Origin of the sequence: Pseudomonas fakonensis (assembly GCF_019139895.1) — a bacterium.
In the GTDB taxonomy this organism is placed as follows: domain Bacteria; phylum Pseudomonadota; class Gammaproteobacteria; order Pseudomonadales; family Pseudomonadaceae; genus Aquipseudomonas; species Aquipseudomonas fakonensis.
In genome coordinates this window covers 5,889,194-5,912,835 of record NZ_CP077076.1, presented here as the reverse complement: position 1 = coordinate 5,912,835, position 23,642 = coordinate 5,889,194, and the positions used below count along the sequence as shown (strand labels likewise).

Annotated in this window: 24 protein-coding genes and 1 tRNA gene; 17 read left to right on the top strand and 8 right to left on the bottom strand. The window is 65.5% G+C overall.

The window, feature by feature from the left end; genetic code table 11:
- Window positions 1-97 precede the first annotated feature (97 nt).
- Window positions 98-1,144, top strand: a complete 1,047-nt coding sequence (locus KSS94_RS26070; RefSeq protein WP_217840891.1) for an AlgP family protein — start codon at window positions 98-100, stop codon at window positions 1,142-1,144.
- Here the strand turns inward: KSS94_RS26070 and KSS94_RS26065 are convergent.
- The gene (locus tag KSS94_RS26065; protein WP_217840890.1) at window positions 1,120-1,599 is read right to left on the bottom strand and encodes a TIGR02444 family protein; all 480 of its coding nucleotides are present in this window, start codon (window positions 1,597-1,599) and stop codon (window positions 1,120-1,122) included. The genes KSS94_RS26070 and KSS94_RS26065 overlap by 25 nt on opposite strands.
- 50 nt (window positions 1,600-1,649) lie before the next feature.
- Between KSS94_RS26065 and KSS94_RS26060 the strand changes: the two genes are divergently transcribed.
- The 5 genes from KSS94_RS26060 to KSS94_RS26040 all read left to right on the top strand — a co-directional run bounded on the left by KSS94_RS26060 (window position 1,650) and on the right by KSS94_RS26040 (window position 6,117).
- Window positions 1,650-3,560: an ATP-binding cassette domain-containing protein gene (locus tag KSS94_RS26060; protein WP_217840889.1), complete on the top strand. Its 1,911-nt coding sequence runs from the start codon at window positions 1,650-1,652 to the stop codon at window positions 3,558-3,560.
- A complete protein-coding gene (locus tag KSS94_RS26055; RefSeq protein ID WP_217840888.1) occupies window positions 3,560-4,144 on the top strand; it encodes a mechanosensitive ion channel family protein in 585 nt (194 codons plus the stop codon). The genes KSS94_RS26060 and KSS94_RS26055 overlap by 1 nt, the downstream gene beginning before the upstream one ends.
- Before the next feature lie 157 nt (window positions 4,145-4,301).
- Window positions 4,302-4,934 carry a LysE family transporter gene (locus KSS94_RS26050; protein ID WP_217840887.1) on the top strand — a complete coding sequence of 211 codons (633 nt, stop codon included), beginning with the start codon at window positions 4,302-4,304 and terminating at the stop codon, window positions 4,932-4,934.
- A gap of 231 nt (window positions 4,935-5,165) precedes the next feature.
- Entirely contained in the window at window positions 5,166-5,408 is a 243-nt protein-coding gene (locus KSS94_RS26045) for a DUF2789 domain-containing protein (RefSeq protein WP_217840886.1), read from the top strand.
- Window positions 5,409-5,478: 70 nt separating this feature from the next.
- Window positions 5,479-6,117: an NADH:ubiquinone oxidoreductase subunit N gene (locus KSS94_RS26040; RefSeq protein ID WP_217840885.1), complete on the top strand. Its 639-nt coding sequence runs from the start codon at window positions 5,479-5,481 to the stop codon at window positions 6,115-6,117.
- Between the two features lie 6 nt (window positions 6,118-6,123).
- Here the strand turns inward: KSS94_RS26040 and KSS94_RS26035 are convergent, their stop codons facing one another.
- The 4 genes from KSS94_RS26035 to KSS94_RS26020 all read right to left on the bottom strand — a co-directional run bounded on the left by KSS94_RS26035 (window position 6,124) and on the right by KSS94_RS26020 (window position 7,814).
- On the bottom strand, window positions 6,124-6,561 hold the full coding sequence (locus KSS94_RS26035; RefSeq protein WP_217840884.1) for a CBS domain-containing protein: 438 nt from the start codon (window positions 6,559-6,561) through the stop codon (window positions 6,124-6,126).
- Window positions 6,562-6,734: 173 nt separating this feature from the next.
- Window positions 6,735-7,181, bottom strand: coding sequence for a DUF805 domain-containing protein (locus tag KSS94_RS26030; protein ID WP_264081999.1), 447 nt, complete (start codon window positions 7,179-7,181; stop codon window positions 6,735-6,737).
- Window positions 7,182-7,202: 21 nt separating this feature from the next.
- Window positions 7,203-7,553, bottom strand: coding sequence for a DUF4190 domain-containing protein (locus KSS94_RS26025; protein ID WP_217840883.1), 351 nt, complete (start codon window positions 7,551-7,553; stop codon window positions 7,203-7,205).
- A gap of 184 nt (window positions 7,554-7,737) precedes the next feature.
- Window positions 7,738-7,814: transfer RNA gene (locus KSS94_RS26020), tRNA-Arg, on the bottom strand.
- Window positions 7,815-8,033: 219 nt separating this feature from the next.
- Here KSS94_RS26020 and KSS94_RS26015 point away from each other — a divergent pair.
- From KSS94_RS26015 to KSS94_RS25980, 8 genes are all read left to right on the top strand, one after another.
- Window positions 8,034-8,783 carry a GntR family transcriptional regulator gene (locus KSS94_RS26015; RefSeq protein WP_217840882.1) on the top strand — a complete coding sequence of 250 codons (750 nt, stop codon included), beginning with the start codon at window positions 8,034-8,036 and terminating at the stop codon, window positions 8,781-8,783.
- Entirely contained in the window at window positions 8,780-10,504 is a 1,725-nt protein-coding gene (locus KSS94_RS26010) for a fumarate reductase/succinate dehydrogenase flavoprotein subunit (protein ID WP_217840881.1), read from the top strand. The genes KSS94_RS26015 and KSS94_RS26010 overlap by 4 nt, the downstream gene beginning before the upstream one ends.
- An 82-nt stretch (window positions 10,505-10,586) precedes the next feature.
- Complete coding sequence (locus KSS94_RS26005) at window positions 10,587-10,832, top strand: 4Fe-4S dicluster domain-containing protein (RefSeq protein WP_054887076.1); 246 nt, start codon at window positions 10,587-10,589, stop codon at window positions 10,830-10,832.
- 119 nt (window positions 10,833-10,951) lie between these two features.
- On the top strand, window positions 10,952-12,358 hold the full coding sequence (locus tag KSS94_RS26000; protein ID WP_217840880.1) for an ABC transporter substrate-binding protein: 1,407 nt from the start codon (window positions 10,952-10,954) through the stop codon (window positions 12,356-12,358).
- A gap of 15 nt (window positions 12,359-12,373) precedes the next feature.
- Entirely contained in the window at window positions 12,374-13,156 is a 783-nt protein-coding gene (locus KSS94_RS25995) for an ABC transporter permease (RefSeq protein WP_217840879.1), read from the top strand.
- Window positions 13,156-14,007, top strand: coding sequence for an ABC transporter ATP-binding protein (locus tag KSS94_RS25990; RefSeq protein WP_217840878.1), 852 nt, complete (start codon window positions 13,156-13,158; stop codon window positions 14,005-14,007). Before KSS94_RS25995 ends, KSS94_RS25990 begins: the two co-directional genes overlap by 1 nt.
- The gene (locus tag KSS94_RS25985; protein WP_217840877.1) at window positions 14,004-14,969 is read left to right on the top strand and encodes a HEAT repeat domain-containing protein; all 966 of its coding nucleotides are present in this window, start codon (window positions 14,004-14,006) and stop codon (window positions 14,967-14,969) included. Before KSS94_RS25990 ends, KSS94_RS25985 begins: the two co-directional genes overlap by 4 nt.
- Window positions 14,969-15,244, top strand: a complete 276-nt coding sequence (locus KSS94_RS25980; protein ID WP_217840876.1) for a DUF971 domain-containing protein — start codon at window positions 14,969-14,971, stop codon at window positions 15,242-15,244. Before KSS94_RS25985 ends, KSS94_RS25980 begins: the two co-directional genes overlap by 1 nt.
- A 159-nt stretch (window positions 15,245-15,403) precedes the next feature.
- Here the strand turns inward: KSS94_RS25980 and KSS94_RS25975 are convergent, their stop codons facing one another.
- Both KSS94_RS25975 and KSS94_RS25970 read right to left on the bottom strand, forming a co-directional pair.
- Entirely contained in the window at window positions 15,404-16,267 is an 864-nt protein-coding gene (locus KSS94_RS25975; RefSeq protein ID WP_217840875.1) for an ABC transporter ATP-binding protein, read from the bottom strand.
- Complete coding sequence (locus KSS94_RS25970) at window positions 16,264-17,850, bottom strand: ABC transporter permease (protein ID WP_217840874.1); 1,587 nt, start codon at window positions 17,848-17,850, stop codon at window positions 16,264-16,266. Before KSS94_RS25970 ends, KSS94_RS25975 begins: the two co-directional genes overlap by 4 nt.
- 280 nt (window positions 17,851-18,130) lie before the next feature.
- On the opposite strand from KSS94_RS25970, the gene KSS94_RS25965 reads away from it, so the two are divergent.
- Both KSS94_RS25965 and KSS94_RS25960 read left to right on the top strand, forming a co-directional pair.
- Window positions 18,131-19,174, top strand: a complete 1,044-nt coding sequence (locus KSS94_RS25965; protein WP_217840873.1) for an ABC transporter substrate-binding protein — start codon at window positions 18,131-18,133, stop codon at window positions 19,172-19,174.
- A gap of 28 nt (window positions 19,175-19,202) precedes the next feature.
- Window positions 19,203-20,108 carry a TauD/TfdA dioxygenase family protein gene (locus tag KSS94_RS25960; RefSeq protein ID WP_217840872.1) on the top strand — a complete coding sequence of 302 codons (906 nt, stop codon included), beginning with the start codon at window positions 19,203-19,205 and terminating at the stop codon, window positions 20,106-20,108.
- A gap of 89 nt (window positions 20,109-20,197) precedes the next feature.
- On the opposite strand, the gene KSS94_RS25955 is transcribed toward KSS94_RS25960, so the two are convergent.
- Window positions 20,198-21,112: a LysR family transcriptional regulator gene (locus tag KSS94_RS25955; protein ID WP_217840871.1), complete on the bottom strand. Its 915-nt coding sequence runs from the start codon at window positions 21,110-21,112 to the stop codon at window positions 20,198-20,200.
- A gap of 191 nt (window positions 21,113-21,303) precedes the next feature.
- Between KSS94_RS25955 and KSS94_RS25950 the strand changes: the two genes are divergently transcribed.
- Window positions 21,304-23,640, top strand: a complete 2,337-nt coding sequence (locus KSS94_RS25950) for a TonB-dependent receptor (RefSeq protein WP_217840870.1) — start codon at window positions 21,304-21,306, stop codon at window positions 23,638-23,640.
- Window positions 23,641-23,642: the final 2 nt, after the last annotated feature.

The following is a 23,642-nucleotide window of genomic DNA, read 5'->3' as shown; positions in this document are numbered from 1 at the left end:
ATGCAACGCGGCGCTACTGATACTGTCAACATGCCCTAGCGGCGGTAGCAGCAGAAGCATAGTATGAGCCGCACTCTCGTCAGCCAGGAGGTAAACCATGTCGGCCAAAAAGAAGCCAGTAAGTACGCCGTTGCACCTGCTCCAGCAACTTTCGGGCAGCCTGCTCGAACATTTGGAAGATGCCTGCTCTCAAGCGCTGGCGGATGCCGAGAAACTGTTGGCCAAGTTGGAAAAACAACGCGGCAAGGCGCAGGAAAAACTGCACAACGCCCGCCTGAAGTTGCAAGACGCCGCCAAGGCCGGCAAAGCCAAGGCCCAGGGCAAGGCGCAAAAAGCCGCAGGCGAACTTGAGTCCTTGCTCGATTCGCTCAAAGAGCGCCAGACGCAAACCCGCACCTATATCCAGCAACTCAAGCGCGACGCCCAGGAAAGCCTGAAACTGGCCCAGGGTGTTGGCAAGGTGCGTGAAGCCGCAGCCAAGGCGCTGGACACCCGCGCTGCGGCCCCGAAAGCTGCCGCCAAGCCCGCCGCCAAAGCACCCGCCAAACCTGCTGCCAAAGCCGCCGCCAAGCCTGCGGCCGCCAAGCCCGCTGCCAGGCCAGCTGCTGCCAAGGCTGCGGCCAAACCGGCTGCGAAACCCGCTGCTGCTAAAGCCCCGGGCAAGGCCGCCGCGGCCAAACCTGCCGCCAAGCCAGCAGCCAAACCGGTAGCAGCCAAAGCGCCAGCCAAGCCTGCGGCAAAAGCCGCTGCTGCCAAGGCCCCGGCCAAGCCTGCTGCTAAACCTGTTGCTGCCAAAGCCCCGGCCAAACCCGCCGCTAAACCGGCAGCCAAGCCCGCAGTTGCCGCTGCAGCAAAACCCGCCGCAGCCAAGCCAGCAGCCAAACCGGTAGCGGCCAAGGCGCCTGCCAAACCGGCAGCCGCCAAGCCAGCCGCCAAGCCAGCAGCGGCAAAGCCCGTCGCGGCTAAACCCGCAGCGGCCAAGCCAGCAGCAAAACCTGCTGCCAAACCCGCAGCCGCCAAGCCTGCCGCCAGCAAGCCCGCTGCACCGGCCACCAGCGCCGCCGCAGCACCGGCTGCAAGCCCTGCTACCCCGGCAGCACCTGCCAGCACCAGCTCGGCTCAGGCGCCGTCCTCGGCCTCCTGAAGCTGTCGGGCCGCGGCGCGCAGCTGATGCAGCGCGTCGTGTGCCTGGGCTTGCTCCGGCACCAACCGGGCCAGCCAGTCTTCGTCGTCGCCCGTTCCGGCGGGCCACGCACTCGCCAGTGTTTCCAGGCGCTCCAGCAAGGTGCGCTCAGCTTGTAACTCCAAGCCCTTCACCTGTTCACGCAGTACCGCCAGTTGCGGGTCGGCCAAGGCGTGCTCGCGCCACTGCCGGCGCAGTGCACGCAGCGGCGCTACCACGTCGCGCTGCCAGGGCTCGGCAAGCTGGCGCAGGGCGGCGATGCGCTGCACTTGCGGGGCAACCCCGCGGGCTTGCAGCCAGGTGCCGCAGAGCAGCAGGCAGACATCGCCGCCTGCGCCTTGCAAGGCCAGGCAGGCGGCTTCTACACCTGGCCGCGCGTACAGGGCCAGGGCATGGTTCCACAGGTCGGTGTGCATGGTTTCGCTCGCGCCAGTGATCGGGGAAGCTGGTAGACTCCGCGACCATCATGATCAGACTATCCAACCTCACTTTACAGCGTGGTCCGCAGCGCCTGCTAGAAGGCGCCGAGATGACCCTGCACACCGGTCACAAGGCCGGCCTGATCGGCGCCAACGGCGCCGGCAAATCCAGCCTGTTCGCGCTGCTGCGCGGCGAGCTGTCGCCCGATGGCGGCGACTGCCTGCTGCCCGGTGACTGGCGCATCGCCCACATGCGCCAGGAGGTCGATACCCTTGAGCGTATCGCCGTGGACTATGTGCTCGATGGCGACGCCCGCCTGCGCAAGGTGCAGGCCGAGCTTGCCGCCGCCGAGCAGGCCCACGACGGCACTGCCCTGGCACGCCTGCACAGCGAGCTGGACAGCGCCGACGGCTACACCGCCGATGCCCGCGCGCGCAAGTTGCTGGCTGGCCTCGGCTTCAGCAACGAGCAGATGGACCGCCGCGTCGGTGACTTCTCCGGTGGCTGGCGGATGCGCCTGAACCTGGCCCAGGCCTTGATGTGCCCGTCCGACCTGCTGCTGCTCGACGAGCCCACCAACCACCTGGACCTCGACGCCATCCTGTGGCTGGAAGACTGGCTCAAGGGCTACCCGGGCACGCTGTTGCTGATCTCCCACGACCGCGACTTCCTCGACGCGGTGGTCGACCATGTGCTGCATGTCGAGCAACGCAAGCTCAACCTCTACAAGGGCGGCTACACGGCCTTCGAGCGCACCCGTGCCGAACGCCTGGCGCAGCAGCAGCAGGCCTACGAGAAGCAGCAGGCGCAGCGCGCCCACATGGAAAAGTACATCGCCCGCTTCAAGGCCCAGGCCACCAAGGCACGCCAGGCGCAGAGCCGGATCAAGGCCCTGGAGCGCATGGAGGAGCTGTCGGCGGCGCACGTGGATTCACCGTTCGACTTCGTCTTCCGCGAATCGCAGAAAATCTCCAGCCCGCTGTTGAGCCTGTCCGAAGGCCGCCTGGGCTACGGCGACAAGGCCATCCTCGACAAGGTCAAGCTGCAACTGGTGCCCGGTGCGCGTATCGGTTTGCTGGGCCCCAACGGCGCCGGCAAGTCGACCTTGATCAAGAACCTCGCCGGCGAACTGCAGCCACTGTCGGGCCGTCTGGTGCGTGGCGAGAACCTGGCCGTGGGCTACTTTGCCCAGCACCAGCTCGACTCGTTGGACGACAAGGCCAGCCCGCTCTTGCACCTGCAACGCATCGCCCCCGCCGAGCGCGAGCAGACGCTGCGCGACTTCCTCGGCGGCTTCGACTTCCACGGTGACCGCGTCGACGAGCCGGTAGTGAATTTCTCCGGTGGCGAAAAGGCCCGCCTGGCCCTGGCGCTGATTGCCTGGGAACGGCCGAACCTGCTGCTGCTGGACGAACCGACCAACCACCTCGACCTCGAGATGCGCCTGGCCCTGACCATGGCCCTGCAGGAGTTCGCCGGGGCCGTGGTGGTGGTGTCCCACGACCGTCACCTGCTCAAGAGCACCACCGACGAGTTCCTGCTGGTGGCCGACGGCAAGGTCGATGTTTTCGATGGCGACCTCGACGACTACAGCCGTTGGCTGGTCGAGTACCGCCAGCGCAGCGCTCCGGCCAGCAACGCGCCAGTGAACCCGGACAAGACCGACAAGAAGGCCCAGCGCCAGGCTGCCGCCGCGCTGCGCCAGCAACTGGCACCCCACAAGAAGGCCGCCGACAAGCTCGAGGCCGAGCTGAACCAGTTGCACAAGGAGCTGGCCGAGGTCGAAGCGGCCCTGGGTGACAGCGGTGTCTACGAGGCGGCGCGCAAGGACGAGCTGCGCGACCTGCTGGCCCGCCAGACCAAACTCAAGCAGCGCGAAGGCGAGCTGGAAGAGGCCTGGATGGAGGCCCTGGAAACCCTCGAAAGTATGCAAGCCGAGCTCGAGGCACTGTCCTGATGGAAGAGCTGCGCTCGCTGCTGCCGGGGCAATGGATGGACACCTTCTGGCTGGGCTTGCAGATCGTACTCATCCTGATGATCGCCTTCGTGCTGCAGCGCATGGTCGGCCGCGGCTTGAAAAGCCTGGGCGAGCGCTATCCGCTGCCCCACGAGTTGCTGGTGCCGGTGCGCGGCGCCTTGCGCTGGTTGATCATGGGCAGTGCACTGCTGTTCGTGCTGGAGCGCCTCGGGGTGTCGGCCACGGTGCTGTGGACCGCGCTGTCGGGCTTCGTCGCGGTGGCGGCGGTGGCGTTCTTCGCCATCTGGAGCGTGCTCTCCAACCTGTTGTGCGCGGTGCTGATCTTCACCGTCGGGCCGTTTCGCATCGGTGATGTGGTGGAGCTGGTCGACACCCTCGACAAACCGGGGGTCAAGGGCCGGGTGATCGCCATCAACCTGCTGTACACCACGCTGATGGAAACGCCGGAGGCCGGTGGGGCGCTGGTGCAGGTGCCGAACAGCCAGTTCTTCCAGAAGGCGGTGCGGCGTTGGCGTGGGGCCGAGGCCAGTGTTGCGTTGCAGGAGCCGGTGGCGCACGACTGACCGCTGCGGCAGTAATCGAGGGGCAAGCCCGCTCCCACGGTGATGTGGGAGCGGGCTTGCCCCTCGATCGTTTTGCGCCGCCCAAAAAACCACTGGTTATTTTTTCGCCAAAACCTTAGCTTAACGTTTTGCAACATTTGCTCGAGCGAGGTGTGTGATGTCGATGGAAACCTGGTTGGCCTTTTTTGCCGCGTGCTGGGTGATCAGCCTGTCGCCGGGCGCAGGGGCCATTGCCTCGATGTCCAGCGGTTTGCAGTACGGTTTCTGGCGTGGTTACTGGAACGCCCTGGGCCTGCAACTGGGCCTGATCGTGCAGATCGCCATCATCGCCGCCGGCGTAGGTGCCATCCTCGCAGCCTCGGCCACCGCCTTCCAGGTCATCAAGTGGTTCGGCGTTGCCTACCTTGTGTACCTCGCCTACCGCCAGTGGCGCGCGCTGCCCATGGACATGAGCGAGGAGTCTGCGGTGCGGCCGATCGGCAAGCCATTGAGCCTGGTGTTCCGCGGCTTCCTGGTCAACGTCAGCAACCCCAAGGCGCTGGTGTTCATGCTCGCGGTGCTGCCGCAGTTCATCAACCCGCACCAGCCGCTGCTGGCGCAGTACGTGGCGATCACCGTGACCATGATCAGCGTCGACATGCTGGTGATGGCCGGTTACACCGGGCTTGCGTCCAAGGTGCTGCGCCTGTTGCGCACGCCCAAGCAGCAGAAGCGCCTGAACCGTACCTTTGCCGGGCTGTTCATCGGTGCGGCGACCTTCCTCGCCACCCTGCGCCGCGCGCCGCTCTGATTCAAGGTTCAACGCCCATCGCGGGGCACGCCCGCTGCCACGCCGAATGAAGCGTGGGAGCGGGCTTGCCCCGCGATGCTTTCTGCACATCTAAACTTCTGGGAGCCCGGCCGGAGTCTTACTCGCCAGCGCGCGGTCTACATCGAGGCAGGTGACCACGATCACCGCTGATACTCGCAACCAACGCCGGCCCGGCGTCGTGGACGGCCTGCCCGGCATTCAGGAGGAACCATGGAAGCGCCGATTCATCCCTTCGCCGAACTGTTCAAGCAACTGGGCCTGCCGGACGATGCGGTCAGCATCGACCAGTTCATCGCCAGCCACTCGCCGCTGAAGAACGAGATCAAGCTGGTGGATGCGCCGTTCTGGAGCGACTCGCAGCGCGCCTTTCTCAAGGACAGCATCATCGAGGACGCCGACTGGGCGGTGCCTTTCGACCAGCTCAACGAGGCGTTGCGTCGCCCCCGAAAATAAAGCGCCGAGCGGCACCTGATGGGTGATCGGGCCGTTGCTATGCTCAGGAAAACAATAAGGGGATGGCGCGATGAAAGATCCCTACGCACCAGGTTTCTGGTGCACCGTGACGATCCTGGGCACCCTGACCACCGGTTACTTCTACGGTATCCGGCACACCCAGCAGATGAACCAGGCCGTGCAGTTTCTGTACGCCGCTGCCGCGGTGACCGCCGCAGTGGCGTTGTGCGGGCTGGCGTGGATTGCCTGGGAGTACCTGCACCTGAACCGCCGCGAAGTGGCCCAGGGGCGAACGTTGCTGACCATCTGGAACACCAAGGTGGCGCTGCGCCGGGTCGAGACCGTGTTCGACCGCTACTTCTGGGGCAGCTACTGGCACTCCGGGCGCACCTTCGAAGAGGTCATGGGCGAGCTCAAGGGCACGCCGTTGGAGCAGAGCCTGGACGCTCTGAAACGCCAGTGCCGCGAACTCGACCGCGAAACCCACGACCATCACCACCACTGGCTGGCCAACGCCCGTGACCTGTCCAGCGTGGCCACGGCCATGGCCCGCGAGCGCTACCAGCTTGACCTGTGTGATGCCCCGGCGCGTGATGGTGGCAACACTGCCGTGCTCAACCGTGACCTGGAAGTGCTGGTCTACACCTGGTCGGCGCGGTTGCGCAGCTTTGATCATCAGCTGGACGAGCTCGAGCGCGGCTACCACTAGGCGGCGTCATTCGCCGCGGATGTACTGCTCCAGCTGGGCGATCAGGCTGGCCTGTTCGGCGATGGTCTCTTTCACCAGGTCGCCGATCGACAGCAACCCCAGCAGCTCGCCGTTGTTCACCACCGGCAGGTGGCGCAGGTGGCGGTTGGTCATCAGGTTCATGCAGTACTCGAGGTTCTGCTTGGGCTCCACGGTGACCACTGGTGCGCTCATGATGGCGCGCACGGGGGTGGCGGCCGAGGAGCGCCCCTGGAGCACCAGCTTGCGCGCATAGTCCCGCTCGCTGACGATCCCCACTACTTGATTGTTCTCCACCACCGGCAGCGCGCCGACGTTCTTCTCCGCCAGCAGCTTCAAGGCATCGAGCACCGAATCGTCGGGGCCGATGGTGTACACGGTGTGGTGCTGCGACTTGGCTTTGAGAATTTGTTCGACGTTCTTCATACAGGCCTCGGTGGGTGGAAAGCGCGATGTACCGGAGTAAATAAAGCATCCGGCACCGCGCTCTGCACGGCAATGCAGGAAACGGCATCGAGGCGATTGAAAAACGTCATGGCCGGGCCTTTTTTGCCGGGCATGAAAAAGGCGGCCCGCAGGCCGCCTTTTCAGGGTGTCGCTTACTCGCCCTTCGGGTTGGGCCCGAAGCGGTTGTTGCCCGGGGTGCTGTTCAGGCACAGGAACACCAGGTTGACGATCGGCAGCAGCAGCCACCAGCCGCTACGGTCGGTGTCATGCAGGCGGCGTACGCCGTAGGTGATGCTCGGGATCATGATGGCCAGGTTGTACACCAGGCCCAGCAACGGCTCCAGCCCGGTGGCCCGGTCCACCATGGTGATGGCTACCGAAATCAAGGCGTTGATCAGCACGAACAGCCAGTAGTCCTTGCGGCGCGCGCGGCCCTGGACGGTGGCGTAATTCTTCCAGGCCTTGAGGTACGGGTTACCGCCACTGTCCGGCAGTGCAGCAGTTGCGGTACCGCCGCTCTGGGTGGCACCGCAACCCGGGCAGCTCACGGCCGATTCGTGGATCTGTTTGGCGCAGCCGCGGCAGAACACCATGCTCATTTGTTTTCCCTCACGTTTGGATTAGCTGGCTGATAGGCCGATAAGGCACAGCAGCGAAATCACTGCCATGACCACGCCGGCGATGGCCATGCCATTGCCGGAATTTTTCTGGTGGATGCTGAGGATGCCGAGCAGCAGGGCGATACCGGCGAACAGGCCAAGGCCGGTCAGGGTGTCGTTGTCCCATTCGGAGTCATCGAACAGCGTCAGCACGCAGAGAATGCCGAGAATCAGGGAAGTGATCGCTTTCCACGAGGAGCCAGCGCCGGCCGGGGTGGCGGGGGCGGCAAATTGCGGTGCACCGCATTGCGGGCAGGTGTGGGCGGTTTCGTGCAGCTGCCTGGCGCAGCCGCGGCAATAGACCATCGCCATCGCAAGTCCTTTTGGGCGTTCGTCGAACGCTTCCCTGTTCGATAAAAAGTGCTGCCCATTGCGGCAGCGGGCGCAGAGGTTACCAAACATTTCATGGATGGCGAAACAGTGGCGCCAAAAAAACCAGGATCAGTGCAAGGCACAAACAAAAAAGCCCCGGGACAAGTCCCAGGGCTTTTGAAGATGGCGCACTCGGCGGGATTCGAACCCACGACCCCTGCCTTCGGAGGGCAGTACTCTATCCAGCTGAGCTACGAGTGCAACGGGCCGCATGATACCCATCTGTGCCGGTGGCGTCTATCGGCTTGATCTGTAGCCTTTTTTACCCGTGCCTCGGCATCGCGGGGCAGGCCCGTTGCCATTGCGAGCCCGCGATGGCGTCTAAACATATGCGATATCGGTATTTCACGGGCCAGGCTTATGCCCGTTATCTTCTGGCTACAACTTGTTATAACAAGTCAGCCAACAGTGAAGATGACCATGGCCGAACTGCTCCCCCTGTCCCCGGTACCGCTCTACACCCAGCTCAAGGACCTGCTGCGCGAGCGCATCCTTGACGGCACCTACGCCCCGCACAGCCGCATGCCCTCGGAAAACGAGCTGGGCAAGGCCTTCGACGTCAGCCGCATCACCGTGCGCCAGGCGCTGGGCGACCTGCAAAAGGAAGGGCTGATCTTCAAGATCCACGGCAAAGGCACCTTCGTTGCCAAGCCCAAGGCGTTCCAGAACGTCAGCACCCTGCAGGGCCTGGCCGAATCGATGACGCAGATGGGCTACGAGGTGATCAACCGCCTGCGCAGCCTGCGTCATGTACCGGCCAACGCCCTGGTGGCGGCGCGCCTGCAGGTGGAGGAGGGCAGCCTGGTCACCGAGATCCGCCGGGTGCGGCTGATCAACCGCGAGCCGGTGTCGCTGGAGATCACCTGGCTGCCCCACGCCGTTGGCGAAAAGCTGGAAAAGGCCGACCTGGTCACCCGCGACATCTTCCTGCTGCTGGAGAACGACTGCGGCATTGCCCTGGGCCATGCCGACCTTGCCATCGATGCGGTGCTTGCCGACAGCGACCTGACCCAGGCGCTGGAAGTGGAGGAGGGCTCGCCGATCATGCGTATCGAGCGCCTCACCCACACCGCCGATGGCACCCCGCTGGACTTCGAACACCTCTACTACCGCGGCGATGCCTTCCAGTACCGCCTGCGCATCGACCGCCAGAAAGGGGCCAAGGCATGAGCATCGAGACCCAGGACTACGACATCGTGGTGATCGGCGGCGGCACCGCCGGCCCCATGGCTGCGATCAAGGCCAAGGAGCACAACAAGAGCCTGCGCGTGCTGTTGCTGGACAAGGCCAACGTCAAGCGCAGCGGCGCCATCAGCATGGGCATGGATGGCCTGAACAACGCCATCATCCCCGGCCACGCCACCCCCGAGCAGTACACCAAGGAAATCACCGTGGCCAACGACGGCATCGTCAACCAGGCCGCGGTGTACGCCTATGCGACGAAAAGCTTCGAGACCATCGAGCAGCTCGACCGCTGGGGGGTGAAGTTCGAGAAGGACGAAACAGGCGACTACGCGGTGAAGAAGGTCCACCACATGGGCGCCTACGTGCTGCCGATGCCCGAGGGCCACGACATCAAGAAGGTGCTGTACCGCCAACTCAAGCGCGCCCGGGTCGAGATCAGCAACCGCATGGTCTGCACCCGCGTGCTGCTCGATGGCGAAGGCGCCGCCGCAGGGGTGCTGGGTTTTGACTGCCGCACCGGCGAGTTCCGGGTGATCCGCGCCAAGGCGGTGGTCCTCGCCTGCGGCGCTGCCGGGCGCCTGGGCCTGCCGTCGTCGGGCTACCTGATGGGCACCTACGAGAACCCGACCAACGCTGGCGACGGCTACGCCATGGCCTACCACGCCGGGGCGGAGCTGGCGAACCTTGAATGCTTCCAGATCAACCCGCTGATCAAGGACTACAACGGCCCGGCCTGCGCCTACGTCACAGGCCCCTTGGGCGGCTACACCGCCAACAGCAAGGGCGAGCGCTTCATCGAGTGCGACTACTGGAGCGGGCAGATGATGTGGGAGTTCCACCAGGAGCTCGAGGGCGGCAACGGCCCGGTGTTTCTCAAGCTCGACCACCTGGCCGAGGAGACCATCCAGAACATCGAGGAAATCCTGCACAGCAACGAACGCCCGAGCCGCGGCCAGTTCCACGCTGGGCGCGGCACCGACTATCGCCAGCACATGGTCGAGATGCACATCTCCGAAATCGGCTTCTGCTCCGGGCATTCGGCCTCGGGGGTGTGGGTCAACGAAAAGGCCGAGACCAGCGTCAAGGGCCTGTACGCCGCAGGCGACATGGCGGCGGTGCCGCACAACTACATGCTCGGGGCCTTCACCTATGGCTGGTTTGCCGGTGCCAACGCGGCGCAGTACGTGGCCGGGCGTGAGTTCGCCGAGGTCGATGCGCAGCAGGTCGAGCGCGAGCAGGCCCGGGTGTTTGCGCCGCTGCGCCGCGAGCATGGCCTGCCGCCTGCGCAGGTGGAGTACAAGCTGCGGCGCATGGTCAACGACTACCTGCAGCCGCCCAAGGTGACCAAGAAGATGGAAATCGGCCTGGCGCGCTTTGCCGAGATCGAGCGCGACCTTGAGCAGATGAAGGCCAGCAACCCCCATGAGCTGATGCGGGCGATGGAAGTTGCGGTGATTCGCGATTGCGCCGAAATGGCTGCGCGCGCGTCGTTGTTCCGTGAGGAGAGCCGCTGGGGGCTGTACCACCACCGGGTCGACTTCCCCGAGCGCAACGATGGCGAGTGGTTCGTGCATTGCCACCTGAAGAAGGGCGAGGACGGTGAGATGACCAGCTTCAAGAAAGCCGTCGAGCCGTACCTGATAGCCCTGGATGCTGAAGAGCAGACCGCCTATGACCGGCTGCGCGTCAAAGCCGACGCGGCATAGGCAACACCGAACCCGCTCCCACAGTGACTTGTGCAAGCCTCCAGATAAAGGGCGCCCAAGAAGGCCCCAAGGACCCCGTGAAATGGCCTACCAACCCCAGGAAATCCTCTTTCGCAGCAGCGCCCCGGTGACCATCGACGAAGACAAGTGCATCGCCGAGAAAGGCTGCACCGTCTGCGTCGAGGTGTGCCCCATGGACCTGCTGGCCATCAACCCGGCCACGCAGAAGGCCTACATGGCCTTCGACGAGTGCTGGTATTGCATGCCCTGCGAAAAGGACTGCCCCACCGGTGCGGTCAAGGTCGATATCCCGTACCTGCTGCGCTGAAACACCCGCCATCCGGCCGAACCACCGGACGCCCTCCCGCACTGCCCCTCGTTTCCCACCACCCATGCCGGGCGGCGGAGACGACTCTGATACCTATAAACGATTCGAGGGGAACACCCATGCGCCTTGTAGCAACCGTGGCCGGCCTTGCGCTGGCAATCACTGGCCTGAACGCCAGCGCCGAAACCATCCGCATCGCCATCGGCACCCAGGACACCACCATCAACTGCGCCACCGGCGGCCTGTTGATCCGCGAGCTGGGCCTGCTCGACAAGTACCTGCCCCATGACGGCAAGTACAAGGACGCCCAGTACCAGGTGGAATGGAAAAACTTCACCAGCGGCGCGCCGCTGACCAACGAGATGGTCGCCGGCAAGCTCGACTTTGGCGCCATGGCTGACTTCCCTGGCTCGTTCAACGGCGTCGCCCACCTGGATGCCGGCAAGCGCAGCCTGTTCATCAGCGTGCTGTCCGGCAGCGTGCACGGCAGTGGCAACGGCATCGTGGTGCCGGCCGCCTCCAGCGTGCAGTCGCTGGCCGAGCTCAAGGGCAAGACCATTTCCGTACCCTTTGCCTCCACCGCCCACGGCATGCTGCTGCGCGCCGTGGCAGCGCAAGGCTGGGACCCGCAAAAGGATGTGCGCATCATCGCCCAGGCACCGGAAATCGCAGGTTCCGCCTTGCGCAGCAACCGCATCGAGGCCCACGCCGACTTTGTGCCGTTCGCCGAGCTGTTCCCCAACCGCGGCTTCGCCCGCAAGATCTACGACGGCGCCCAGGCCAATGCGCCGACCTTCCATGGCGCGCTGGTGGATGCCGACTACGCGAAAAAATACCCCGAAGTGGTCACCGCCTACCTGCGTGCAAGCCTTGAAGCCGACCGCCTGATCGCCGCTGAGCCCGAGAAGTACAGCGAGCTGATCGAGAAGGTCACCGGCATCGAGGCCGAGGTGAACTACCTGTTCCACGGCCCCCTCGGCCTGCAGACCCGCGACCTCACCTGGAAGCCCGAATACCGCCAGGCCGTGGCCACTTCCATCGACACCCTCAAACTGCTGAAAAAGACCGACCGCGGCCTGGACACCGCCCGGTTCATCGACGACCAGTACATCCGCGCAGCCTTCAAGCAAGCCGGGCAGGACTACGACAAGGCATTGAAGAACTACGACCCGCTGCCGCTCAAGGCCAATGACGCTGCCACCGGCAAGCCGATCACCGACTTCAGCCGCCTGGCGCAGATCTGGGTACGCGGCGAGGACAAGGTGCGCCACTACGCCTCCCCGGAGGCCGCGCTGACCGCCCTGGCCCAGCTGGAGCAGGAGGGCAAGGATATCCGCGCCATCTACGCCCAGGCCGCCGACAGCGGTATCAAGCTGCTGGCCAATCAGGCCTGGTTCGTGCGCAACGGCAAAGGTGAGCTGGCAGCCTTCCTGCTCAAAGGCCAGGCCGAGCAGTACGCCAAGGCCAACGGCGGCGAAGCGCTGGACTTCGTTCACGCCAACCAGAAGCTGCTCGCCCAGCGCTGACCGGAGCCCGCCACCGTGACCCACGACCTCAAACGCTGGCCGTTGCGCCTGGCTTCGCTGCTGGTCTGCCTGCTGTTCTGGCAGTTGGCGGCCAGTTACAAGCTCAACCTGCTGCTGTTTACCTTCACCTACGTGCCCACCCCAGGTGCGGTGCTTGATGCCGCCTGGCAATTGCTGGCGTCCAACGCATTGCTGGCCCACCTGGGCAGCAGCCTGGCACGGGTGTTCGCCGGTTATGGCGTAGCGGCGCTGCTGGGTGTGTTACTGGGCTTGCTGATCGGCCGCTGGCGCTGGCTGGAGGACACCCTGATGCCACCGCTGGAAGTGCTGCGGCCGATCCCGGCGGTGGCGTGGATTCCGCTGGCGATTTTGATGTTTCCGTCCTCGGAGCTGTCGATGGTGTTCATCACCTTCACCGGGGCCTTGTTCCCGATCCTGCTCAATACGGTGCACGGCGTTGAGGCGGTCGACCCGCGCCTGGTGGCCTCGGCGCGCAGCCTGGGCGCCGGGCGCGGGGCGATCCTGCGTGAAGTGGTGTTGCCTGGGGCCTTGCCCAGCATCGTCACCGGGCTTGCCATCGGCATGGGCACCTCGTGGTTCTGCCTGGTTACCGCCGAGATGATTTCCGGGCAGTTCGGCATCGGTTACTACACCTGGGAGTCCTACACCTTGCAGAACTACCCCGACATCATTGTCGGCATGCTGCTGATCGGCGTGCTGGGCATGGGCAGCAGTGCCCTGGTCAAGCGCCTGGGCGCCCTGGCCACGCCCTGGTACCGGGCGGGGAGGCGCGGCTGATGAACCGTTATCAACAGCTGCCTGGGCGCATCGAAGCGCAGGGCTTGTCGATTCGCCTGGGCAAGGGCCGCGAGGCCTTCGAAGCGGTGCAGGCGCTGGATTTTGCCATCGCCCCGGGCGAGTTCGTGTGCATTCTCGGGCCCTCCGGCTGCGGCAAGTCGACCCTGCTCGGCGCCCTGGCCGGGCACCTTACGCCTGCCAGCGGGCAATTACGCGTGGATGGCCTGCCGATACCCGGCCCGTCGCCCGAGCGCGGCATGGTGTTCCAGCACCACACCTTGCTGCCTTGGCGCAGCGTGCTCGACAACGTCGCCTTCGGCTTGAAGATGCAGGGGCTGGGCAAGGCCGAGCGCCAGCGCAAGGCCGCCGAGATGCTGCAACTGGTGGGCCTGGGCGATTTTGCCGAGCGCTGGCCCAGCCAGTTGTCCGGCGGCATGCAGCAACGCGCCGAGATCGCCCGGGTGCTGATCAACCACCCGCGCTTGCTGTTGATGGACGAGCCCTTTGGCGCGTTGGATGCCCAAACCCGCTCGCGCATGCAGGAGCTGCTGCTGGATATCTGGGCGCGCATCCGCACCACCGTGGTGTTCGTCACCCATGACATCGACGAAGCGCTGTTCCTGGCCGATCGCATCCTGGTGATGAGCCCGCGCCCTGGGCGCTTCATCGAAGACCTGCGTTTGGACTTTGCCCGCCCGCGCCGGGCCGGCCTGCTGACCAGCCCCGAATTCACCCACCTGAAACGCCATTGCCTGGCGCTGCTGCGCCATGAAGAAGGCCGCGAACTGCCGCGCCTGACACCGTTGGGCCTGCCCGACGCCGACCATCCTCCGCTGCGGATTGCGCTATGACCGAACGAAGCACCGACAACCCCGACATTCTTGAGCTACTGCCGCGGCTGGGTGACAGCGACGCCGGCGTGCGGCGCATCGCCCTGATCGCGCTGGCCGACCTGGAAGACCCGGACGGCCTGCCGTGGCTGACCGATGCACTGCTGGTCGATGCCAGTGCCGAAGTACGCGCTGAGGCCGCGCGCCTGCTTGAAGCCTGGGAAGAACCCGAAGTGGTGCAGGGCCTGTGCGCCGCTTTGGCCGACCCGGCCGAGGCGGTGCGCCTGGCGGCTGCGCAGAGCCTGAGTGAACTCAAGACCCAGGAAGCCGGGCAGTTGATTCTGCCTTGGGCCGTGCATGCCGACGCTTTCGTGCGGGCCAGCGCCCTGCGGGCACTACGTGAGCTGCGCCTGGAAGACGCTGCCGGGCCTGCCTTGCGGGCCTTGGCTGACCCGGATGCCGGGGTGCGCCGCGAGGCGGTGGGTATCCTTGGCTGGCTCAAGCATGAGCCGGCCTTGCCCGCCCTGGCCGAGCTGGCCGCCCGCGAGGCGGACACCGAGGTGCGCCGCGCCGCGATCGGCGCCTTGGGCTTGGCCCGTGGCGCCAGTGTGCTGCCGGCGTTGATCGGCGCTTTGGCCGACCCGGCCTGGCAGGTGCGTGAGGAAGCCGCCACGACGCTTGGCAAGGTGGGCCATGGCGAGGCCGGTCACGCTTTGATAGCAGCCCTGTCCGACAGCTACTGGCAGGTACGCCTGCGCGCCGCCCGGGCGCTGGGCCGGCTACGCCATGCCGCTGCCCTGGACGACCTGGCCCAGCTGCTCGGGCATGGCATCGCCAACCTGCGCAAGGAAGCCGCGCTAGCCTTGGGTGAGTTAGGCCTGGCCCGCGCCTTGCCGGCCTTGCAGGCGGCCGAAGTCGACAGCGACCCCGAGGTGCGCAAAGCCGTGCGCATTGCCTTGGCGCAGTTGCAGGGGGCGGTGTGATGCAAGCGCCCAGCGCGCTGCGCAACCGCCGCGAGGCCGGGGAGCTGCAGGTGCAGTGGGGCGAGGCGTGGCAGGTGATCAGCCACGCCCGGCTGCGCGGTGCCTGCCCCTGTTCACAGTGCCGCGCCGCAAGGCTCAAAGGTGCGATCAGCCTGGTGCGCGAGGATGTGCGTGTAGTGCGTATCGAGGCCCAGGGGTATGGCGTGCAGCTGGTGTTCAGCGATGGGCATGAGCGGGGGATCTACCCCTGGGAGTACCTGCGCGAATTGGGCTAGCTGACGCTATGTGAGCTCAAATTCTCGAGATTGGCGCGATCCCTGTGGGAAGCGGCCTTGCCGGGGCGCTTCCCACATAGACCGCATGACCTTCAAAACGGCGCTGTACCTGTAGGAGCCGGCTTGCCGGCGATAGGGCCGGTCCTGGCTACCCACCCGCTAAAGCGCAATCAACTCCGGCCGCAACCCCTCCACCCGCTGCGCCACCGGCCGCAGGTACCCGCCATCCCCGGTAATCTGGTGTAGCACCTTTTCCCTGAACCCATGCAACGCCACCCCGGTACGCTGGCGCGGGTGCGGCAGGTCAATCTCCACCACCGCCTTGATCCGCCCCGGCCGCGGCTCCAGCACCACCACCCGGTCGGCCAGGTAGGTGGCCTCTTCGGCGTCATGGGTCACCAGCAAAATGGTCACCCCCGAGCGCTCGCGAATGGCCAGCAACTCGTCCTGCAATTGCTGGCGGGTCAGCGCATCCAGTGCACCGAACGGCTCGTCCAGCAGCAGGATGCGCGGGCTGGCCACCAGCCCCCGGGCAATCGCCACGCGCTGGGCCATGCCGCCAGACAGCTGGTGCGGGTAGGCCGACTCGAAGCCCACCAAACCCACCAGTTGCACGAACTCGTGCACCCGCCGGGCGCGCTCACCTTGGGTGAGCTTGTCGTTGGCCAGCCCCAGGCCGATGTTCTGCTCGACCGTCAGCCATGGGAACAGGCGGTGCTCCTGGAACACGATGCCGCGCTCGCCGCCGATGCCACTGACCACCTGGCCATCGACGCGGATCTGGCCGCTGTAGTCGTTGTCCAGCCCTACCAGCAGGCGCAGCAGGGTCGACTTGCCGCAGCCCGACGAGCCGACGATGGCGATGAATTCGCCTTCGTTGATCGACAGGTCGAAGTTGCGGATGGCCTCGAACGCCTGGCCGTCGACGCTGAAGGTCTTGCCGACCCCTTCGAAGCTGACCAGCGGCGGGGTGGCGTCGGGTTGGTTGGCCGCGTGCAGGGCCGGTGTAATGAAGGCGTTCATGCGGATCTCCAGCGCGTGGCGCGCGATTCGAGGCGTTGGCCAAGGTGGCCGAGCAGGGCGCCGACCAGGCCGATCAGGACCATGGCGGCCATCACCTGGTCCATGCGGAACAACTGTTGGGCGCCGATCATCAGGCTGGCGATGCCGCCGTCCGAGGGCATGAAGTATTCGGCGCCAATGGTGCCGAGCCAGGCATAGATCAGCGACAGGCGCAGCCCGGCGAAAATTGCCGGTGCCGCCCCCGGCAGCACCAGCAGGCGCAGGCGTTGCAACAGGTTCAGGCGCAGCGCCAGGGCGGCCTCGCCCAGTTGCGGCGACAGGCTGGCGATACCGCGCTGAGTGGCGATCAGCAGCGGGAAGAACGCCGCCAGGGCGACGAACACCAGCTTGGCCCCTTCACCCAGGCCAAACCAGGCGGTCAGCAGCGGCACCCAGGCGAACAGCGCCACCTGGCGCAGCGCCGACAGGCTCGGGCCGAACACGCGCTCGGCACTGTGCGACAGGCCCAGCAGCAAGCCAACGGCAAAGCCTGCGCCGCCGCCCAGCAGCAGGCCGGCCAGGGTGCGCTGCAGGCTCAGGCGCATGGCATCGGGCAGCGAGCCATCTTGCACACCGGCATACAGGCTGCGCAGCACGTCCAAGGGTGAACTGAGGATGTTGCCATCGACCCAGCCAAAGCGGTTGGCCGCCTGCCACAGCACCAGCAGCACCGCTGGCAGCAGCAGACTTTGCCAGCCCCGTGGTATGTCGCCGCGGCGCTGTTCGCCGGTGGGCGGCTGCGGCCAGTACAGCAGGCTGCGCTCCAGGCGGCTGAAACCCCGGTCCATCAGCGCGCCCACCAGGCCGATGAGCACGATGCACAGGAACACCAGGTCGAGCATGAACAGCTGGCGGCCCCACACCATCAGGTAGCCGATGCCTTCGCTGGAGGCCAGCAGCTCGACCGCCAGCAGTGAAGTCCAGCCAGCGGCAAGGGCCAGGCGCGTGCCAGCCAGGAAGGCGGGCAGGGCAGCCGGTAGCAGCAGGCGCCAGAACAACAGGTGCGGTGGCAGGCGCAGGGTGGCGGCAGCTTCGCGCAGCTTGGGCTGGGCATCGCGTACGCCCACCAGGGTGTGCAGGGTCACCGGCACCACCACGGCTTTGACCAGCACCACCAGCTTGAGCAACTCGCCGATGCCGAAGAACAGCATGAACAGCGGGATCCAGGCCAAGGTAGGGATTTGCGCCAGGGCCACGAAGCTTGGCAGCACCAGGGTTTGTGCCCGTCGTGAGCCACCCAGCCAGGTCCCCAGCAACAGGCCGCTGGCAATGCCCGCCAACAGGCCCCACAGCAGCCGCTGCAAACTTATCCACAGGTGCCCCCAGATCTCGCCCGCGCCAAACTCCAGCGCGCTTTGCCACACCAGCGCCGGGGCCGGCAGAATTTGCTCGCTCATCCAGTGCTCGCGGCTGGCTACCACCCACAGGGCCAGCACCAGCGACGGCACCAGCCAGGGTAGGGCGTGGGAGCGGGCTTGCACCGCGATGGGGCCGCGCCCCAACCCGGCAAAACACCAAGCATTGCCCCCGAGAACTCCACTCATCGGCCCATCTCCCAAAGCGTTCCTTGATTATTCTTTTATGGAATTAAAAATTCACATAAATAACGATCAAGAGATAAGAGCATGCGTTCGCTGCATGCGCAAAGCCCGTTTCATTGCGTTTTGCTCATATTTTCCATGCGCATTCTGCAAGCCGCCCGCAGGCCCGCGGCGCGCCTGATTTATGCATTTCGGTTACTAGAAAATCAGCTTTAGGTCTTTGTAGGTTCTAACCCCGTCCGCCTAGCTTCTGGCCAAACAGCGTCGGCCAAGGAGCCTTGCCATGCACACCCCGTTGCGACAACTGTTCACCGCCCTGAGCCTGTTCGGTGCATTGCTGCTGAACGCCCAGGCCGCCGAACTGGCCAAACCCGAAAGCATCCGCATTGCCGTGCCCGACCTGAGCGCCGGCAGCAAGCACAGCGCCGCTGGCGTGGTCGATGTGCTGCGTGACCAGCAGCTGCTGGAAAAGGAGTTCGCCAAGGACGGTATCCGTATCGACTGGCTGTTCTTCAAGGGCGCAGGCCCGGTGGTGAATGAGGCCCTGGCCAACGGCCAGGCGGACTTCGCCTACCTGGGTGACCTGGCGGCCATCGTCGGCAAGGCCAACGGGCTCGATACCCGTGTGCTCAGCGCCGGAGTACGCAACGTGAAGAGCTACCTGGGCGTGGTACCAGGCTCGGGCATCCACAGCCTGCAAGACCTCAAGGGCAAGCGCGTGGCGGTGTTCCGCGGCACCGCCAACCAGCTGTCGTTCGCCAGTGCGCTGGCCAGCCAGGGGCTGTCGGAGCGCGACCTGAAGGTGATCAACCTCGACTTCAACGCCTCCAACGCCGCCTTGGCGGCCAAGCAGATCGATGCCGCCTGGGGCCTTTCCAACCTGCTGTCGCTGCGCGAGCGCGGGCTGGTGGAGCTGCCGGTGAACTCTCGCGACCTCAAGGGCGCCGGCAGTACCCAGGCGGTGCTGCTGGGTACCGGTGCGTTCATCCGCCAATACCCTGAGCTGGTGCAGCGCCTGGTCAACGCCCAGCAGCGAGCCACCGACTGGCTACGTGACGAACACAACCGCGAGGCTTTCGTGGAACTGGTGGCCAGCAATGCCAACTGGCCGCGCAGCATCCTCAGTGATGACCTGGCCAAGGAGGACCTGGCCAAGTACTTCGACCCGCGCCTGGACCCAGGCTTCATTGCCCAACTGCAGCAGGGCGTGGACCTGGCCGCCAAGGAGCGCCTGATCCGCCGTGGCTTCCAGGTGACCGACTGGGTCGAACCGCGTTTTCTCGATGCTGCCCTGAAACAGGAACAGGCCACCCAGGCCGCCCGCTGACCCGACAACAACCGTGAGGACCACGACCATGAGCAACGCCGCACTGGCCACCGCGCCGCAAGCAATCGAACTGGACATTCACCCCGTCGCCGGGCGCATCGGCGCCGAGATTCGCGGGGTCAAGCTGTCCGCCGACCTCGACCCCGCCACCCTCGATGCCATCCAGGCTGCGTTGGTGCAGCACAAGGTGATCTTCTTCCGCGGCCAGAACCACCTGGACGACGTTGGCCAGGAGGCCTTCGCCCAACTGCTCGGCGAGCCCATCGCCCACCCCACCGTGCCGGTGGTCGACGGCACCAGCTACCTGCTGCAGCTGGACGGCGCCGAAGGCCAGCGGGCCAACTCGTGGCACACCGACGTGACCTTCGTCGACGCCTACCCCAAGGCTTCGATCCTGCGCAGCGTGGTGGCCCCGGCCTCTGGCGGCGACACGGTGTGGGCCAATACCGCCACCGCCTACCAGGAGTTGCCAGAGCCGCTGCGCGCCCTGGCCGACCAGCTGTGGGCGGTGCACAGCAACGAATACGACTACGCCAGCATCAAGCCCGACGTCGACCCGGCCAAGCTTGAGCGCTACCGCAAGGTGTTCACCTCGACCGTGTACGAAACCGAGCACCCGGTGGTGCGGGTGCACCCGATCAGCGGTGAGCGAGTGTTGCAGTTGGGGCACTTCGTCAAACGCATCAAGGGGTATTCGCAGGCCGACTCGCAGCACCTGTTCAGTGTGTTGCAAGGCCATGTGACGCGCCTGGAAAACACCGTGCGCTGGCGCTGGCAGGCCGGTGACGTGGCGATCTGGGATAACCGCGCGACCCAGCATTACGCGGTGGACGACTACGGCACCCAGCCACGGGTGGTGCGCCGGGTAACCCTGGCCGGCGAGGTGCCGGTGGGGGTGGATGGGCAGTTGAGCCGGACTACCCGCAAGGGCTGATATGAACCCGTGGGAGCGGGCTTGCCCCGCGATGGCGTCGGTGAATCCAACGCCGCCATCGCGGGGCAAGCCCGCTCCCACGCTGCCACTTACTGCTCGGCATCACAGGCAATCAACTGCCTCACCAACCCCTGCGCCAACGGCGACAGTCCATACCCCACCCGGCTCACCACCCCGTAGCGGGTGTAGAACGCCTCTTCCTGCTCCGGCGCAAGGTCCGCAAGCTTCAATGCCACCAACCCCCGCTCCATCTGGTACGGCCGCAGGTTGGCGCTGCAGGCGATGCCGATGGTGTCCGAATGCAGCACCACGTTCAGCAGTGCATAACCATGCTCGCACTCCACGCTCGGCAAGAAGTCCTGGCGCCCGCTCAGGTCGCTGAGGATCTTGCGGATGTTCGGCGGGCGGAAGGTGGTGGCCAGCGGGTAGTCGAACAGATCGCGCGCGCGCACCTCGCTGCGCTCGGTCAGCGGGTGCCCGGCTCGGCAGCAGAAGTGCCAGCGCTGCGGCGCCAGCTTGTGCACCTGGTAGTCCGGGTCGGCCTCGAACTGGCGGGTGTCGGCAACGAAGAACTCGATCTCTTCGGCCACCAGCTTGCGGTTCAGCGCCTGCCAGTTGTCCACCTGAAAGCAGGTGCGCGCCGCCGGGTATTCGGCCACGAAGCGCGCCACCGCCCGAGGTACCAGGCCGCCGGCCGGGGCCGGCCCCGAGCCGAAGCGCACCACACCGGTGGTGGCGCCATTGAATTGGTTGATCTCGTTGACCAGGTTGTGCGCCCCGTGCACCAACCGTCGTGAATGCTCCAGCACCAAGAGGCCCTGGCGGGTCGGTGCCAGCTCCTTGCTGGCGCGGTCCACCAGGCGGCAGCCGATGTTGTGCTCGAGCGTCTGGATGCTGCGGCTGAACGCCGATTGCGAGAGGTTCACCGCGGCCGCCGCAGCCACGAAGCTGCGGTGTTCAACCAGGGCGATGTAGTGGCGGAGCTGGCGCAGGTCGATATGCATTTTCTACATGGAAACTTTCGGTGGAATGCAATTGCCGGGAAGGGTTGAGGCTTTTATAAAGGGTGTTACTTATTCCACAAAATATGAATTACAAATATTTATATCTCATAAAAGAATAAAGCCCCGCTGATCGCGATTCGGTTCCGCCAACGGAAATGCTCGCCAGGGCCCATGCCTCAAGGAGCATCTGCATGTCCGGAGTTTTCCGTTGGCCGACGCGTGCGTCGTTGTTTGCCCTTCAACCCCTGGCTGCCGGTGTGCTGCTGGCCACCTCCGGCGGCAGTTTTGCCGAGGAGGTCGCCCCGGCCACCCCGGCTGCGTCCCAGGAAGCCAAGCTCGGTACCGTCACGGTCAATGCCCGGCGCCGCGAAGAGACGGCGCAGAGTGTGCCCACGCCGATCAGCGTGCTCGACAGCGAAACCCTGGAAACCCAGCGCATCTACCGGGTGCAGGATTTGCAGCAACTGGTGCCCAGCACCAACGTGGCCTACGTGCATGCCCGCCAGTCGAGCATTTCCATCCGTGGCCTGGGCAACAACCCGGCCAGCGACGGCCTGGAGGGCAGCGTCGGCATCTACCTGGACAACGTCTACCTGGGGCGCCCGGGCATGGCGGTGTTCGATTTGCTCGACGTCGAGCAACTGGAGGTGCTGCGCGGGCCGCAAGGCACGCTGTTCGGCAAGAACACCACTGCCGGGGTGCTCAACATCACCACCCGCAAGCCCACCTTCCACCAGGAAGGCAGCGTGCAGTCGTCGCTGGGCGAGGACGGCTACTGGCAGACCCAGGGGAGTTTTTCCGGGCCGCTCACCGATACCCTCGCCGGGCGCATCAGCGCCTATCACACCGAGGACGATGGCTATGTGAAGAACATCTACAACGGCCACGACCTCAACGGCGGCCAGCGCCAGGGCTTTCGCACCCAGCTGCTGTTCAAGCCCGACGACAACTTCAACCTGCGCTGGATCGGCGAGTACAACGAGGAGGACTCGGACAACGGCATCCTCAGCCTGTACAGCACCGGGCCGACCATCAATGGCGTGAACCGCTACGAAAGCCTGGCGGCGCAGGCCGGTGCTACCTTGGTGTCGGGCAAGGATCGCAAGGTCAACTTCGACGCCGACCAGCGGGTGACGGTGTTCCAGGGCGGCACCTCGGTGGAGGCCAACTGGACACTGCCCAACGACTTCACCCTGACCTCGATCAGCGCCTACCGCTGGTGGGACTTCACCCCGCGCAACGATGACGGCTTGAACGTGCCGGTGTTCAGCAGCGCAGGTGTGTCGGTGCGTGACAAGCAGTACTCCCAGGAGATCCGCCTGGCATCGCCCACCGGCGGCTTCTTCGACTATGTGCTGGGCGCCTACTACTTCAAGCAGGACCTGGACAACAAATCGTTCACTTACTACGGCGCGCAAGCCGATATCTGGAACATCACCCCGGCTGGCGCCTTGGCCAACGTCAACACCCTCGGCAACGGCCACATCGACACCGACAGCTACGCCCTGTTCGGCCAGGCCACCTGGCACCTTACCGAGCGCCTGGACTTCACCGCCGGTGTACGCGGCACCTACGAAGAGAAAAACGCCTGGGTAACCCGCGATGCCCCGGTGGGCGGCGCTGCGGTGACCGGCGCTGCGGCTGCGGCGCGCCAGGGCCGGGTGGGGGCCTACGATTCGGGCGACCTCAGCCAGTACAGTTTCTCGCCATCAGGGCTGCTGAGCCTGAGCTACCGCTTCACTGACCAGTTGCTCGGCTATGCCAGCCTGACCCACGGCGAGAAGTCCGGTGGCGTCAACCTCACGGTCGGCGCCGCGCCGCGGCTGGGCACCGATTCGCTGCTGGTGGGCACCGAGCGGGCCAACAACGCCGAGCTGGGGCTCAAGAGCACCTGGTTCGACGACCGCCTGCAGTTCAATACCAACCTGTTCTGGACCGAGGTGCATGGCTACCAGGCCAACGTCTACGACCAGGTCAACCGCGTGCAGTACCTGGCCAACGCCGGCAGCGTGCGCTCCCGCGGCCTTGAGTTCGAGGCCACGGCGCTGCCGGTCCGCGGCCTGACCTTGGACTTCAACGGCTCGTGGAACGACGTGCGCTACACCGAGTACGACGACGCCCCGTGCCCGCCGGAGGTGAGCCTGGCCAACGCTGCGGCCACCTGCGACTTGTCTGGCCACCAGGTGGTCGGCGCCTCCAAGTACATCGCCAACCTCAACGGCCAGTACAAGTGGCAGCTGGCCGAGCACATCGAGCCCTACGTCACCGCCAGCTACGCCTTCCGCTCGAAGGCGGTGGGCACCATCGACGACTCCGAATACGGCCAGATCCCCAGCTACGCCATCGTCAACCTGTCTACCGGTGTGCGCCTGGACCAGGGCGACGGCGTGCTCGACCTGTCGCTGTGGGTGAAGAACGCCGGCGACAAGACCTACTTCACCAGCCTGTGGAACTCGGCCAACGGCGGCTACGCCGGCGTGCTGGGCACCCCGCGCACCGTGGGCGCCACCGCCCGTTACGACTTCTGAGC